The organism is Streptomyces sp. NPDC001443, assembly GCF_053597355.1.
Window position 1 is genome coordinate 63,522 of sequence record NZ_JBSFIA010000047.1, and the last position, 13,852, is coordinate 77,373.

12 protein-coding genes and 1 pseudogene are annotated in these 13,852 nt (G+C 71.8%); 7 read left to right on the forward strand and 6 right to left on the reverse strand.

Translation table 11 applies throughout. From position 1 onward, the window contains the following. Positions 1 to 93 precede the first annotated feature (93 nt). Complete coding sequence (locus ACWC24_RS35670) at positions 94 to 1,689, forward strand: hypothetical protein (RefSeq protein WP_450667053.1); 1,596 nt, start codon at positions 94 to 96, stop codon at positions 1,687 to 1,689. Beyond that, positions 1,679 to 3,349, forward strand: coding sequence for a hypothetical protein (locus tag ACWC24_RS35675; RefSeq protein WP_450667054.1), 1,671 nt, complete (start codon positions 1,679 to 1,681; stop codon positions 3,347 to 3,349). Before ACWC24_RS35670 ends, ACWC24_RS35675 begins: the two co-directional genes overlap by 11 nt. Before the next feature lie 68 nt (positions 3,350 to 3,417). Here ACWC24_RS35675 and ACWC24_RS35680 read toward each other — a convergent pair whose 3' ends face one another. Beyond that, positions 3,418 to 4,095: an NUDIX domain-containing protein gene (locus ACWC24_RS35680; RefSeq protein WP_450667064.1), complete on the reverse strand. Its 678-nt coding sequence runs from the start codon at positions 4,093 to 4,095 to the stop codon at positions 3,418 to 3,420. A gap of 92 nt (positions 4,096 to 4,187) precedes the next feature. Here ACWC24_RS35680 and ACWC24_RS35685 point away from each other — a divergent pair, with 92 nt between their 5' ends. After that, the gene (locus ACWC24_RS35685) at positions 4,188 to 4,946 is read left to right on the forward strand and encodes a DeoR/GlpR family DNA-binding transcription regulator (RefSeq protein ID WP_450667055.1); all 759 of its coding nucleotides are present in this window, start codon (positions 4,188 to 4,190) and stop codon (positions 4,944 to 4,946) included. Between the two features lie 11 nt (positions 4,947 to 4,957). On the opposite strand, the gene ACWC24_RS35690 is transcribed toward ACWC24_RS35685, so the two are convergent. Next, positions 4,958 to 6,274: a N,N-dimethylformamidase beta subunit family domain-containing protein gene (locus ACWC24_RS35690; RefSeq protein WP_450667056.1), complete on the reverse strand. Its 1,317-nt coding sequence runs from the start codon at positions 6,272 to 6,274 to the stop codon at positions 4,958 to 4,960. A gap of 421 nt (positions 6,275 to 6,695) precedes the next feature. Here ACWC24_RS35690 and ACWC24_RS35695 point away from each other — a divergent pair, with 421 nt between their 5' ends. Then, entirely contained in the window at positions 6,696 to 7,349 is a 654-nt protein-coding gene (locus ACWC24_RS35695) for a beta-eliminating lyase-related protein (protein ID WP_450667057.1), read from the forward strand. Between the two features lie 38 nt (positions 7,350 to 7,387). On the opposite strand, the gene ACWC24_RS35700 is transcribed toward ACWC24_RS35695, so the two are convergent. The 3 genes from ACWC24_RS35700 to ACWC24_RS35710 form a co-directional block, all read right to left on the reverse strand. Beyond that, positions 7,388 to 8,866, reverse strand: coding sequence for a glutamate--cysteine ligase (locus tag ACWC24_RS35700; protein WP_450667058.1), 1,479 nt, complete (start codon positions 8,864 to 8,866; stop codon positions 7,388 to 7,390). 124 nt (positions 8,867 to 8,990) lie between these two features. Beyond that, positions 8,991 to 9,248: a hypothetical protein gene (locus ACWC24_RS35705; RefSeq protein WP_450667059.1), complete on the reverse strand. Its 258-nt coding sequence runs from the start codon at positions 9,246 to 9,248 to the stop codon at positions 8,991 to 8,993. Positions 9,249 to 9,577: 329 nt separating this feature from the next. Next, the gene (locus ACWC24_RS35710) at positions 9,578 to 10,516 is read right to left on the reverse strand and encodes a GlxA family transcriptional regulator (protein WP_450667060.1); all 939 of its coding nucleotides are present in this window, start codon (positions 10,514 to 10,516) and stop codon (positions 9,578 to 9,580) included. A 196-nt stretch (positions 10,517 to 10,712) separates the two neighbouring features. Between ACWC24_RS35710 and ACWC24_RS35715 the strand changes: the two are divergent. From ACWC24_RS35715 to ACWC24_RS35725, 3 genes and pseudogenes are all read left to right on the forward strand, one after another. Further along, a pseudogene (locus tag ACWC24_RS35715) lies at positions 10,713 to 11,393 on the forward strand (DJ-1/PfpI family protein); the annotation flags it as partial. Between the two features lie 75 nt (positions 11,394 to 11,468). Then, the gene (locus ACWC24_RS35720; protein ID WP_450667065.1) at positions 11,469 to 11,786 is read left to right on the forward strand and encodes a hypothetical protein; all 318 of its coding nucleotides are present in this window, start codon (positions 11,469 to 11,471) and stop codon (positions 11,784 to 11,786) included. Next, positions 11,783 to 12,358, forward strand: a complete 576-nt coding sequence (locus ACWC24_RS35725; RefSeq protein WP_450667061.1) for a GNAT family N-acetyltransferase — start codon at positions 11,783 to 11,785, stop codon at positions 12,356 to 12,358. The genes ACWC24_RS35720 and ACWC24_RS35725 overlap by 4 nt, the downstream gene beginning before the upstream one ends. A 74-nt stretch (positions 12,359 to 12,432) precedes the next feature. Here the strand turns inward: ACWC24_RS35725 and ACWC24_RS35730 are convergent, their stop codons facing one another. Next, positions 12,433 to 13,299: a LamG domain-containing protein gene (locus ACWC24_RS35730; protein ID WP_450667062.1), complete on the reverse strand. Its 867-nt coding sequence runs from the start codon at positions 13,297 to 13,299 to the stop codon at positions 12,433 to 12,435. Between the last annotated feature and the right edge of the window lie 553 nt (positions 13,300 to 13,852).

Consider the following 13,852-nt stretch of genomic DNA (forward strand, 5'->3'; position numbering starts at 1 on the left):
CGCATGCGCATGTCGCGCGCACATCGGGCTGCCGTTTTCCGGAGCGCAGCCTTCCTTCTCACGACCGGACTCACGATCGGCGCACTGACCGCTGTGCCGGCCGTCGCCGACCCGGTGACCGTGACCGGGGTGTCGACCGGTGACGACGGCAGGCTGTCCGTGGCGCTGCCGGACAGCCAGGCGCTGTGGGTGAAGGTGAGCGTCCACGACCCGGCCCGGCCGGATGCCGTGCTCGCCTCGACGGACGAGCTGTCGTTCAGCCGGGAGCGCGGCTGGAGCACGGACCAGCCGCTGCGCCTGCCCGGGGACGCCGCCTACGGCGACTACCCGGTCGACGTCGACTTCCGGCTGGCCGACGGCACCGTGCAGCACTGGAGCGGCGCCGAACACGGCCGGGCCGGGCTGTTCGGCTACCGGCTGCACACCGGTGTGGCCACGGCCGCCTTCGACCGTGCGTACACCGACTACGACCACCGCGACGCGACGCTCAGCGGTACCGTCACCACCTTCGACCCGGCGACCGGCGCGACCGGCGCGGCCCGGGCCGGCACCCAGGTGAGGATCGCCTGGTCCACGCTCCGGAACGGGACCTGGATCGACGTCTCGCAGACGGTCCTCACCGACGAGTCCGGCGCCTTCGCGCTGCCCGTCACGCCCGGCGGCAGGCTCCTGAGCGGCACCGCCGCCGTGGTCGCCCCCCAGGCCGACACCGATCCGGACGACGCGGAGGCGATTCCGGACCTCGACGCCGTGACGACGCGGTACCGGATCACCGCCGAGGCGGACAAGGAGCGGGTCTACGCCGGGAAGACCTTCAAGGTCAGCGGCACCGTCCAGCGCTACACGCCCAACGGCTGGGTGCCCTTCGCGAACGCGCCCGTCGTCACCACCACGCGCGCGCCCGACTCCTGGAACCACACGGTCACCGGCATCATGGGCAGTGCCACCGCAGGCGCCGACGGAACGTTCTCGTACGACGCGAGGGCCGACTACACCACGAGCCACTACACCTATGTGCGGCCCTCCGACTACCTGGCGGACTTCACCGACCCCTTCAGCGACGAGGTCACCGTCCCGCGGGCGGGCCGGATCGGCAACCTCAGCGCCGGCCTGGACGCCTACCGCACGATCACCGTCAAGGGCCGGCTCACGCCGGACTGGATCTGCGACGACCAGACGGTGACGCTCCAGTACTCCAAGAACGGCCGCGACGGCTGGCAGAACCTCGGCTCGGCCAAGGCGGAGGGCGGCACCGCGGGCTATTGCCCGTTCACCATCCGCGCGCAGGGTCGCCCCGCGGGCTACTACCGGGTGACGCACGGCGAGAGCTACACCCTTCTCCCGGTCAACTCCGCGGTCTTCAGCCGCAGTCGGGTCGAGACCCGCATCGTGTCGTTCGACATGACGCCCAACCGGCCGTACCGCAACGCCTCGCTGACCGCCAAGGGCACGCTCCAGTACAAGTCCGGCAGCACCTGGAAGGCCTACAAGGGCGGACAGATCGTGCTCGTCCTCAAGCCCAAGGGCGAGAGCACCTGGTACTGGGTGGTCAAGGGGACCACCGACTCCAAGGGCCACTTCAGTCTCAAGACCAAGGCCTACGAGGACGCCACCTGGGGCACCTACCTCGCCGCGGACTCCAAGCACTTCTACACCGAGTCGAAGACGGAGTACGTCGATGCCCGCTGAGCGCGGATACCTCGCCCTGGCCGCCGCCATCGCGGTGGTCGCCACCGCGCTGAGCACGGTGCCCGCCCTGGCCGACGACGCGGGGCCGGTCGGTATCGGTGTGGCCCGCACCGCGGACAACCGCGGGACCTTCACCGTCACGGCCTGGACGGACGCCCCGGGCGCCGCCGTGACCTCCGTCTCCGCCCGGGTACGGACCGGCGACACGGTGGTCGCCGAGGTGCCGGCGCTGATCCGGACCGGCTCGACCTGGGCGCTGCCCGCCGACGCCGCGCTGAAGCTGGTCGAGGACGGCGGGACGATGCCGCACCTCGGCGCCTACTCCATCGACGTCAGCGCCACCGACGACCAGGGGCACACCACGACCCGCGACGCGGCGGGAACGCTCGACTTCACCCTCAGGCCCGCGCTGATCGACACGGCCGGCGACAGCAAGCTGGAATTCACGCGCCTGCCCACCTACGACCACAGGAGCGTCGGTGTCACCGACCGCCTGGTCGGCATCGAGCCCGGCTCCGGCGACCTGGTGCCGATCGAGGGCCGTACGGTCGAGGTGACCCGCACCTACGCGGGCGGCACGCCTCGGCCGGACGACACGTTCACGGCGGTCACCGACGCCGAGGGCCGCTTCACCACCGAAGACCTCGACATGGCCAACTGGGCCGACTTCACGGCCCGGTTCGCGGCGGCCGACGACCAGGTGCACGGGGACGCGCGCACGTTCGGCCGTCCGTCAATCTCCTCGACGAAGGCGTCCGTGACGGCCACGGCCGACCGCACCCGGGTACTGCCCGGGCAGACGGCGACCGTCACCGGAACGGTGAGCACCGGCAGCGGCGCCGACGCGGCCGGTCTCGCCGGCGTCCCGGTCCGGATCGGCCTGCGCATCTACGGCAACGACCGTGCGGCGCTCACCGTCACCACGGACGCGTCCGGACACTTCTCGGCCGTGCTCAACCCGCCCGCGGGCGTCGGAGTCGACGGATGGTCCGCCTCCCCGTCCGATCCGTACCTCTCCACGACCGCGGCCGAGGGCTCCCTGGTCGTGCCCGAGGAGTCCGTGCTGCGCAAGGTGAAGGCCTCCCTCGCCGCCGACGGGCAGGTCAAGGTCACCGGCCGGCTGGAACACGCGTACGACGACGACTCGTCCGGCGGGGAGTCCATGCGCCTGGAGTACTCGGCCGACGGCCGGACCGGCTGGAAGAGCCTGGCCACCGCCAAGTCCGACTACTACGGCAGCTTCACGCTCTCCGCGTGGGGTTACATCGACGGCTACTACCGGGTGCACCACCTCGGCAGCGACAAGCTGGCGGACAGCGTCAGCACCCCGGTCCGGCTCAGCCGTGTCGACACCCGGGTGTCGACGATCAAGGCGTCCTCCACCAAGGTCGCGAAGGGGGCCACCGTCACCTTCACGGGCACCCTCCAGGAGTACGTCTCCCGCGCCTGGCGGCCGTACAAGGGCCAGCACGTCGAGCTGTTCTTCCAGAAGAAGGGCTCGACGAAGTGGACGTACGTCGCTTCGGGCACCACGAGTTCGACCGGCAAGGCCACCCTCAAGGGCAAGCCGACTGCCGACGGCAAGTGGCTGATCCAGTACTTCGGTGACTCCAGGCACTTCGACAGCGGCGGCACCTCCGTCTACGTCGACGTGCGCTGACACCTGCGCCGCGACGCACCAGCGGGGCCGACCGGGACGACCGGCCGGCCCCGCTCCCTTTTGCGGTGTCAGGAGGTACTCGCCGCGGGGGCGAACGGGCCGTCCAGGGCGGCCCATTGCAGGAGCAGGACGGTCTTGCCGTCGGTGATGCGTCCGTCGCGGACCATGGCGAGGGCCTCGGCGAAGGGCAGTTCGAGTACTTCGATGTCCTCGCCCTCCTCCTCCAGTCCGCCGCCGCTGCCGGTGCGGTCGGCCGGGGTGTAGGGGGCGGCGTAGAAGTGCAGGCGTTCGGTGACCGAGCCGGGGCTCATGTACGCGTCGAGGACATGGGCGATCGGGCCGAGCGTGATCCCGAGTTCCTCGGCGCTCTCGCGCCGGATCGCGGCGAGCGGGTCGTCGCCGTCGAGGAGCCCGGCCGCGGCCTCGACGAGCATGCCGTCCGGGTGGTCGTTGACGTAGGCCGGGTAGCGGAACTGGCGGGTGAGCAGCACTCGGCCGCGCCCGGTGTCGTAGGGCAGGACGACCGCGCCGTTGCCGCGGTCGTAGGTCTCGCGCTGCTGGGTGACCCAACGTCCGTCGCGGCGCCGGTAGTCGAAGGTGGTGCGGCGCAGGACGTGCCAGCCCTGGGAGGTGAGTTCCACGTCGCGGACGACGACGTCGGGGTTGCGGTCCAGGCCCCGCCCGACGCGGTGGAGACCGGTACGGCCGCGGTGGTCGGGGGTGTCGACGCCGGGGCGGGCGGTCACTCGGTCTCCTGCGAGCTGCGGCTTGTCGGTCATGGCGCGCTACACTACACGCAGAAACGTGCAAGAACGAGAGAGAACGGGAGAGAACGCGGATGCTGGCTGCCGAACGGCGGGACCACCTGCTGGGACTGCTCGCCCGCGACGGCAAGATCGTCGCCAAGAACGTCGCCGCCGACCTGGGCATCTCCGAGGACAGCGTGCGACGCGACCTGCGCGACCTGGCTGCCGAGGGACTCTGCCAGCGGGTCTACGGCGGAGCCCTGCCCGTCTCCCCCGCCGTGGCGGACTACGCCGCCCGGCAGACCGTCGCCCCCGACGGCAAGCGGAAGGTGGCCGCGGCGGCCGTCGCGCTGGTGCGGCCGGACAGCGCCCTGATCCTGGACGGCGGCACCACGGCCCTCGCCGTCGCCCACGCGCTCCCGCCGGACCTGGCCTGCACCGTGATCACCCACAGCCCGACGATCGCGGCCGCGCTGCTCGGCCATCCGCGGGCCGAGGTCTTCCTGCTCGGCGGCCGTGTCTTCAAGCACTCGGCGGTCGCCTGCGGCGCGGCCGCGGTCGAGGCCGCGCAGAACGTGTCGGCCGACCTCTGCCTGCTCGGCGTCACCGGTGTGCACCCGGAGGCGGGGCTGACCACCGGCGACGCCGAGGAGGCCGCGATGAAGCGTGCCCTGGCCGCCCGGGCCGCGGAGACCTACGTGCTCGCCTCGTCCGAGAAGATCGGCACGGCCTCCCGGTTCCGGGTGCTGCCCTGGGAGGAGATCAGCGGACTGATCACCGACGCCGGCCCCGGCCACGCGGTGGTCGAGCAGCTCACGGCGCGTGGCGTGGAGATCGTGCCGGCCGGCTGACGGCCGCCGTCTCAGACGTCGGCCCCGTACACCCGCGTCGTATTCGGCCGGGGCGCGGGCCGGTGTCGGGCCGCCGGGCCCTCGGCGAAGGCGCGCAGCAGGTTCTCGGTCGTACGGGTGACGAAGGCACGGGTGCGGGCGTCCATGCCGTGGTCGCGGCCCCCGTCGGGCGTGCCGGCCATCAGGCCCTCCACCCAGCGCATGGTGCCGGTCGCGAAGACGCCCGCGCCGCCGGGGAGCGTGTAGTACGCCGAGTCGGCGTGGCTGCGCCGGCCGTTGCACACCAGGGGCGAGTGCGCCGTGATCTCCAGCGGTGCGGGGACGGGCGCGCCCGGGGTGACCCGGTCGTACTCCACGCCGACCAGATGGTCGAAGCCTTCTCCGGGGCGTACCCCCGTGCCTTCGTGGAGCCAGTGGTCCGCCGCGTGGACGACGTACGGCGCGTCCGTCGGGTAGCCCTCGTACAGCACCCCCGTCAGCGACGACTCCGGGTCGGGTGCCGGGGACCGGCGGAAGTCGGTCGTCACCAGGGCGGGGTGCGTCGTACGGAGAGGGTCGGCCGGGAAGGACGACTTGTAGCAGACCACCGTGCGGTCGGACCCCGTGCCCTCCGGCTCCAGGCGGATCCGGCGGAAGCAGGTGTTGGCCCCGAGGAAGGCCACGTTGGTGCCCGCGTCGCGCGCCTCGGTGACGTGCTGTCGCTGCTCGGGGGTCCAGTACTCGTCGTGGCCGAGGCAGACGACGGCGCTCGCGCCGTGCAGGACCTTCGGGTCGCGGTGCACGTCCATCCCGGTGGTGTAGGCGAGCGGGAGGCCGAGCCGTTCGGCCAGGACCACCGCCGCCCGCTCGTACACCATGAACTTCTCCGCGCCGTCCGAGTCGTAGGGCCGGTCGAAGCTGACGGCGAGGGAGCGGGTGGCGTACGCGCCGGAGGAGCCCTCGTAGAGACTGAAGCCGCCCCAGCGGTTGTACGCCTGCCAGGTGGCCGGGGCGTGCATCAGCACCGTGCGGCCCGTGCCCTGCGTGGAGCGCACGACCAGCGGGATGAAGCGCTGGTGACCGTCCTGCGTGTCCAGGCGGAGCAGGTACGCGCCTTCCGGCCACCCCGTCGTGCCGAGAGCCGTCGTGCGCGGCCACTGCGCACGGACCGTCCGGGTGTCGGACAGGAAGCGCGGTGCGGGCTGGACGCGGCCCGGTATCCGCCCGGACGACCACACCAGCCGGGCCCCGGCCCCGCCGTACCAGCCGACGCGGAAGGCCGAGACGCGGAAGGACGGGGCGGTCGTGGAGACGTACAGACCGATCTCCTCGCCCGGGGTCGCACTCACCCGGTCCGCGTACCCCATGACGGCCGTGTCGGGGCCTCGCGACCGGATGCGCCAGTCGGGTGTTCCCGGCCGGTTCCGTTCCGCCTCGGGCGGGTGCGATGGGGCAGCCCGGTCCGGGTGGCGCGTGGGAGTGGACGGGGTGCAGGCGGCGGTCGCGGCGAGTCCGCCGCCCGCGCACGCTTCCAGGAAGGCCCTGCGCCGTAGCCCCGAGCCGTGTTCCTGGCCGTCCCGCGGGGTGTCTCGCTGGTCGGGTCCCACATCGCCTCCCGTGCGTCGAGTTCGTGCGGCACCTGCCCCCGAGGACCAAAATGGCACAGCGGGACAAGCCGCGCCCCGCCGTCGGCCGTCGCCACGGCGTACGGACGCACGTGCTCCCGGGGTCTTCGGGCGGCCCGTCGGCCACCCCGACACCGCAGGTCACGTGCGGCGTGGCAGAGTGTGCCTGGAGAACACCATCGGCGGCCGGGCCGTGCCGATCGACTACCTGAGGACCGCCACGCAGCTCGCCCGCGACCACCGGCTCGCCACGCACCTGGACGGGGCGCGGCTGTTCAACGCGGCGGTGGCCGCCGGAGGCGACCCGTACGAGCAGGCACGGCTGATCGCCGGCCACTTCGACAGCGTCTCCGTCTGCTTCAGCAAGGGCCTGGGCGCGCCGGTCGGCTCGGCACTCCTCGGCTCACGCGAGTTCGTGGCCGGGGCCCGGCGCTGGCGCAAGGTCCTGGGCGGCGGGATGCGGCAGGCCGGCGTGCTGGCGGCCGCGGCGCGGCACGCGCTCGACCACCAGGTCACGCGGCTCGCGGACGACCACGCGCACGCCGCGCTGTTCGCCGAGTGCCTGAAGGACGCGCCGGGGCTGACCGTGGAGCCGAGCGGGACCAACATGGTCTTCGCGAAGTCCGCCCCCGGTCTCGACGCCGGCGAGCTGGGCGACCGGCCGGCGCGTCGCGGCCTGTTGTGCGCGGGGTGTCCGGGCCGACTGCGCTTCGTCTTCCACCTGGACGTGACGCGCGCCGACGCGGAGCGCGCGGTGCGGATCGTGCGGGAGACCCTGGACGAGGTCGCAACGGGCTGATCCCGTAGGGCCGGCGGCCGCTACGTCCGTGATCGCCGTCAGTCCACCGGCCAGGTGTGGACCGGTGCGTTGAGGTGCATGTAGTCGATGTACTGATGCGTCATGCGTCGCAGGGCCTCGTGACGGCCGCAGTGCTCCGACGCCTCGAAGCGGTGCAGCGTCTCCTTCTGCCAGACCGCGCCGTTGCGCGCGGTGACGCACCGCTGCTCGATGATGCCGAGCAGCGGTTCCCGCCAGGCCGCGTCCATGCCCGAGCGCTCCAGGCCCTGGTGCGCCAGCGGCAGCAGCCTGCGCAGGGCGAGTTCGGGCGCGGGCACCTCACCGGTTCCGGGCCAGTACAGCCGGGCGTCGATGCCGTGCCGTGCCGCCGCGTGCAGGTTGTCCTCGGCGGCGGAGAAGGACATCCGCGACCACACCGGGCGGTCCTCGTCCACCAGGGCGCGGGTGAGACCGTAGTAGAAGGCGCCGTTGGCGAGGGTGTCGGCGACCGTCGGGCCCGCGGGCAGCACGCGGTTCTCCACCCGCAGGTGCGGCCTGCCCCGGGAGACGGCGTAGACCGGACGGTTCCACCGGTAGATCGTGCCGTTGTGCAGGGTGAGTTCGGACAGTTCCGGGGTGTCCCCGCGGTCCAGCGTCTGCTTGGGGTCCTGGTCCTCGCACAGGGGCAGCAACGCCGGGAAGTAGCGGAGGTTCTCCTCGAAGAGATCGAAGACGCTGTTGATCCACCGTTCCCCGAACCAGACCCGGGGCCGTACTCCCTGTGCCTTGATCTCCACCGGGCGGGTGTCGGTCGCCTGCTCGAAGAGCGGGATGCGGGTCTCGTGCGCCAGCTCCTTGCCGAACAGAAAGGGCGAGTTGGCCGCCAGCGCGACCTGGACCCCGGCGATCGCCTGCGCCGCGTTCCAGTAGTCGGCGAACTCCTCGGGCGGCACCTGAAGATGGAACTGCGTGCTCGTGCACGCGGCTTCCGGCGTGATGGTCTCCGCATAGGTACGCAGCCGGTCGACACCGTCCAGCTCGATGAGCAGATCCTCGCCGCGCGCCGCGAAGACCTGCTCGTTGATCAGGTGGTACCGGGCGTTCTCCGACAGGGCCTTCGGTCCGACGTCCGCCTCCCGCAGGGTGGGCAGGATGCCGATCATGATCAGCTGGACGCCGACCGTCCTGGCGCGCTGGTCCGCGTGGTTCAGCGCGGCCCGGATCTCCTCCTCCCAGGCATCGGGGCCACCCGCGGTCAGCCGCCGGGGCGGGATGTTGATCTCCAGATTGAACCGGCCCAGCTCGGTGTCCCAGGCGGGATCCCCGATCGCCTCGAGCACGTCGCTGTTGCGCATCGCCGGCTCGGCCTCGGCGTCGGTCAGGTTCAGCTCGATCTCCAGGCCCACCTGAGGCCACTCGGCGTCGAACCGTGACTCCCGCAGCATCTGCGCGAAGACGTCGAGGCATTCCTGCATCTTGATCCGGTACCGGCGACGGTCCTCGCGGGTGAAGACCAGCGCCGGAACGTCGCGTCCCATCGGCCCTCCCGGTGGCCGCACGGCCGGCTCTCCCCTCCAGCGTCGCACCACGGGCCGGGTCCGACCATGTGGGACGGGGCCGCACGCCGGGCCCGGGGACGGCCCGGTCGCCGACGTCGCCCGGTCAGGCGGCGACCACGGCGACCAGCCCGTAGTCCAGCTCCTCGCCGTCGACGAGCACCGCCTCGACCGTGCGGGTCTCGGGGTCGATGTCGGCCACGATCCCCTCCCCCGAGTAGCGGGGGTAGCTGGAGGCGCCCGTCTCCCCCGTCGCCTCGACGAGCGCCGACCGCACGGCCGAGTCCTCCATGCCGGGGCCACCTCCGTCCTGGACGTGCGCGGGAACCAGCAGGACGGTGAAGCGCTGCGGATGTGTAGTCATGCACCGGAATCTAATCGCCGGTGCAGCCCGGCTCCGGGAAGGACGCACGGCGGGGCCGCGAAAGACGCGGTGGACCGGTGGTCTTCGGCCGGCGTCCACTTCCCGGAGAGGCACCGGCCATGTGCTTGAAGCCACGGGCGGACGCGTCCGGCCCGTCGGCGCGACCGGCCCGGTTCGGAGCGCCGCGACGGGAAGCCGGTCGGGGCCGCTCCGCTGCCGACATCGAGCGACACGCCCGGAGCGGCGGGTACGGCGATGACCTCGCCCGGGTCCAGCGGCTCGGAGCCCAGGTGATGGCCGCCCGTCACAGGCCAGTTCCTGCCCGCGGGTCAGCTGAAGGTGCGTCGGTAGGTCTGCGGGCTGACGCCCGTGGTGCGTTTGAAGCGGTCGCGGAAGGTGGTGGGCGAGCCGAAGCCGACCTGGCTGCCGATGCGTTCGACGGAGTGCCCGGTGGTTTCGAGGAGGTGCTGTGCCTGACGGATCCGGGCCCGGTGGAGCCATTGGAGCGGGGTGGTGCCGGTCTGGTCGCGAAAGCGCCGGATCAGGGTCCGGGTGCTGGTCCCGGCCCGTTCGGCGATGTCGGTGAGGGTGAGGTCGCGGGCCAGGTTCTCCCGCAGCCAGGCGAGCACTACGTCCAGCTCGGAGCCCCGGGGCTCGGGGGCGTGGTCGTAGACGATGAACTGCGCCTGTCCGCCCTCCCGTTCGAGGGGCATCACCGACAGGCGGGCGGCATCGGCGGCGACGGCCGAGCCGTAGTCACGGCGGATCATGTGCAGGCACAGGTCCAGGCCTGCGGCCGCGCCCGCCGAGGTGAGGAACTGGCCGTTGTCGACGTAGAGAACGTCCGGGTCGACGTCGATGTCCGGGTGAGTGGCGGCCAGGATCTCGGCCGCGAGCCAGTGGGTCGTGGCCCGCAGCCCGTCGAGGAGCCCAGTGGCGGCGAGGGGGAAGGTGCCCGCGCAGATGGAGGCGATCCGCGTGCCGTCGGCCGCGGCCGACCGCAGCGCGTCGCGCACTGCGGGTGACAGCGGGGCGGTGGGATCGGCGACGCCCGGCACGATGACGGTGTCCGCGCCCCGGAGGCCCTCCAGACCCCAGGGGGCGCGCAGGACGAAGGTTCCGGCATCGATCTCGTCGCGCTCGGCGCACACCCGGACCTGGTAGCCGGGCCGCCCGTCGGGCAGGCGGGTGCGGGAGAAGACCTCGATCGGGGTGGCCAGGTCGAACGGGATCACCTGGTCCAGCGCGAGAACGGCGACGGTGTGCATGGCCGGAACCTACCTCCTCACCGGCTCGGAGGGACCGGCCCGACCTCCAGGTGGTCCGATATCACAGCAGGTCCAGGACCTTCGAACGCTCCTGTCATTATCTCGTTGAACCCTGTCACTACTGCCACTGGGAGATCGAGGCGGCAGCCTGTTGACTTCGGAGTGCCCGATGGAGACCACCCCCGAAGGAACGTCCATGCACATCCAGGTTGTCCTGTTCGACGGCTTCGACCCGCTCGATGTCATCGCCCCCTACGAGGTGCTGCACGCGGGCGGCTCGGCGTCGGACGGCGCGGTGACCGTCGAGCTGGTCTCCGCGGAAGGCCCGCGTGAGGTGATCAGCGGCACCGGAGGCCTGACGCTGCGCGCCACCGGCGCCCTCGACCCGAGGCGTGCGGACATGGTTCTGGTGCCCGGCGCGTCCGGCCGGGTCGGCGAACCCGGTGAGGTCCCGGAGGAGGAGGCGGGCGCGGGCGGGCGGAGGCAGGACGAGTTCATCCCGGTGCTGCTGGGCCGCACGCTGACCACCGGGCTCCCCGCCCTCCTGGAGCAGGCGATGGACGACCCGGACACCACGGTCGCGACCGTCTGCGGCGGCTCGCTCGTCCTGGCCATGGCAGGCCTGCTGGAGGGACGTCACGCCACCACCCACCACCTGGGCCTGGACATGCTGGACGCCACCGGCGCCCACTCGGTCCGCGCCCGCGTCGTGGACGACGGCGACCTGATCACCGGCGCCGGCGTCACCTCCGGACTCGATCTCGGCCTGTACCTGCTGGAACGCGAGGTGGGCCCGCGCGTCGCGCACGCCGTCGAAGAGCTCTTCGCCCACGAGCGGCGCGGCACCGTCTGGCGTGCCCAGGGCCCGACGCCGACCGCCCTCCGAACCCCCGGCCCACGCCGATCAGCCACTCACCGCCCGTCCCCTTGCGCAGTCAGGAAGAACGTCAGCATGTCCGTCGAAGGCACCTGGGACCTGTCCGTCTCCACCCCCATCGGCACGATCGGCGCCGTGGTCGAACTCCGTGAGCGGGACGGCGTCCTGGCCGGCGTCGCCCGCGGCGCCGGCCAGGAGGTGCCCCTCAGTGACCTCACCCTCGACGGCGACCGGCTCACCTGGAAGCAGGCCGTCACCAAGCCCCTGCGGCTGAACCTGGCGTTCGACGTGACGGTCGACGGCGACACCCTCCAGGGCACTTCCAGGGCCGGCCGCCTCCCGTCCTCGAAGGTCACCGGCGAACGCCGTGGCGAACCGGAACAGCGGACGTGATCGAATGGGGAATGGCTTCGTTCTGGATGGGTGAGCGGGTACGGCTGCGCGGTATCGAGCCCGAGGACTGGGCGGCGTTCATGGGCTTCGCCGTCGACGAGGAGCGGTCGGGAGACCTGCTGCATCCTCCTGGGTCTGCCGAGGGGTTCCGCGCCTGGGCGAAGGAACAGGCCGTCGCGAAATCCGAGGGCGACTGCTTCAGGCTGGCCGTCCAGGCCCTGGACACGGGGAAGATCGTCGGGGCTGTCGGCTCGAATCACGCAGATCCGTGTGCGGGGCGGTTCGAATACGGCATCACGATGGCCGCCGGGCATCGGCGCAAGGGCTACGCGACGGAGGCCGCGGTGATGCTGCTGCGCTTCATGTTCGGAGAGCGGCGCTACCACAAGTGCGAAGCGCGGATCTTCGGACACAACGAGGCATCGCTGGCACTGCATCGCCGTCTCGGCTTCGCCGAGGAGGGGCGCCTGCGCGATCACGTGTTCTCCGCCGGTCGGCACCATGATCTGGTGGTGATGGGCATACTCGCCCATGAGTTCACGCAGCGGCACGCCGCGAGCGAGCCCGAGTGAATGCCTCCAGGATCACAACACGCGTTGTACCGGTGGCAGCACCACCAGGAAGACCGGGACCGCCGCGAGCGGCATCACGTCCCGGCGGAGGCGCCCCGGGGGTGATGCGCGTTCATGGCCTGATGGTGGGCGGCGACACGGGCGGCGGGCAGTTCGGAGTCGTAGACGGCCACCTTGCCGATCGCGCCCTCGAAGTACGATGTGGCGTCGACGCCGCCGATCCGCATCGGGGCGTCGGTGTTGGCGGGGGTGATGTCGTACTCCGCGAGGGCATCCTGGTCGCAGAGCTCCCCGTTCTTGTAGATCTTGACGTACCCGGTCGGGTAGGCGGGAGACTTGTCGCGGGTGTTGATCACCAGTGCGTAGTGAATCCACTCACCGGGACTGACCTCGTCCTCGAAGTACGATCCGGCGCCGTACCCGCCGTCCGAGTTGAAGACGTATCCGCTGATGCGGTTGGCGCGGAGTTCGGTGTTGTCCCGCGAATACATGCGGGCCAGCCACTCGTTCTGACCGGTTGGGCTGGAGGACTTGCCGAGCCAGTTGACGTAGCCGGTGCTCGCTGTCTTGGCGAAGGTCAGCGTGTCGGGCCGTATCCACGCCTCCACGGTCAGCTCACCGGTCGTGGTGACGGAGAGCCGGTCGTCGTCGGGGACCTCCACGTACTGGGAGGCTCCGTCGAACAGAAAGGCGGGGTCCCCATTGGGCATGGAGGTGGTGCCCGGTCCGTGATGACGGGTGGCCTCGAGTGCGGCCGTGGACTGCCTCGTCGCGTACCCGCCGCCGCGCAGGTAGAGAGCCGGAGTGTCGGACAACACCTCCGTGTCGTAGGCCGCGGGCCGGCCGCCGGAGGATGGCGGGCTGTCGCAGGCCGTCAGGGTCACGGCGCCGACGCCGATGAGGGCGGCCAGGAGACAGGCCGTGCGCCGTCCTCGCTTCATCACCGGGGTGTCCGTCGCTCGGCGGGCGTGTGCCGCGACGACTGGTCCGGCAGGGGGGAGGGGCGGCAAGAGACTGCCGCGGCGCCACAAGTCATAAGGATTGCCTGCTTGTTCCGCATCCACAGCCGGCCCGGACAACGGGCACGGCACTCGACGGCGGTGGAGACCACGCGCCCGATCCGGCGCCTCGGTCTCTTCACCTGTACGGCACCCGGCTTCGCGGAGCAGCAGCCCCGTGAGCCTCATCCACTGTCCCACACAGCGACCGACGGCGAGGCGCAGAAGCGTGTGGCGTTCCCGACATGAGGCCCGCACCTCTTGCGTCGCATGTCACACATCGGGTAATGGATGCGGCACGAAAGTCCCTTGCACAGCCGCGGGGGACCCCGTACGGCCCCGGCCGCTCCGTCCCGGGGGACCCGCGCGGAGGCGGGTGACCGGCATGAGGGAAGAGCCGGGCCAGGCGCCGATGACCGTGTCGCGGTTGCCGACCTTGGCGTTGCCCGCGACCGCGCCGACCTCCGGGTCGGCGAAGGGCTGGACGAGCTGGTGC

Excerpts from the sequence above, each read along its gene's own strand:
- ACWC24_RS35675 (WP_450667054.1), top strand. The coding sequence starts at position 1,679 with ATGCCCGCTGAGCGCGGATACCTCGCCCTGGCCGCCGCCATCGCGGTG.
- ACWC24_RS35730 (WP_450667062.1), bottom strand. The coding sequence starts at position 13,299 with ATGAAGCGAGGACGGCGCACGGCCTGTCTCCTGGCCGCCCTCATCGGC.
- ACWC24_RS35700 (WP_450667058.1), bottom strand. The coding sequence starts at position 8,866 with ATGGGACGCGACGTTCCGGCGCTGGTCTTCACCCGCGAGGACCGTCGC.
- ACWC24_RS35685 (WP_450667055.1), top strand. The coding sequence starts at position 4,188 with ATGCTGGCTGCCGAACGGCGGGACCACCTGCTGGGACTGCTCGCCCGC.
- ACWC24_RS35705 (WP_450667059.1), bottom strand. The coding sequence starts at position 9,248 with ATGACTACACATCCGCAGCGCTTCACCGTCCTGCTGGTTCCCGCGCAC.
- ACWC24_RS35710 (WP_450667060.1), bottom strand. The coding sequence starts at position 10,516 with ATGCACACCGTCGCCGTTCTCGCGCTGGACCAGGTGATCCCGTTCGAC.
- ACWC24_RS35720 (WP_450667065.1), top strand. The coding sequence starts at position 11,469 with ATGTCCGTCGAAGGCACCTGGGACCTGTCCGTCTCCACCCCCATCGGC.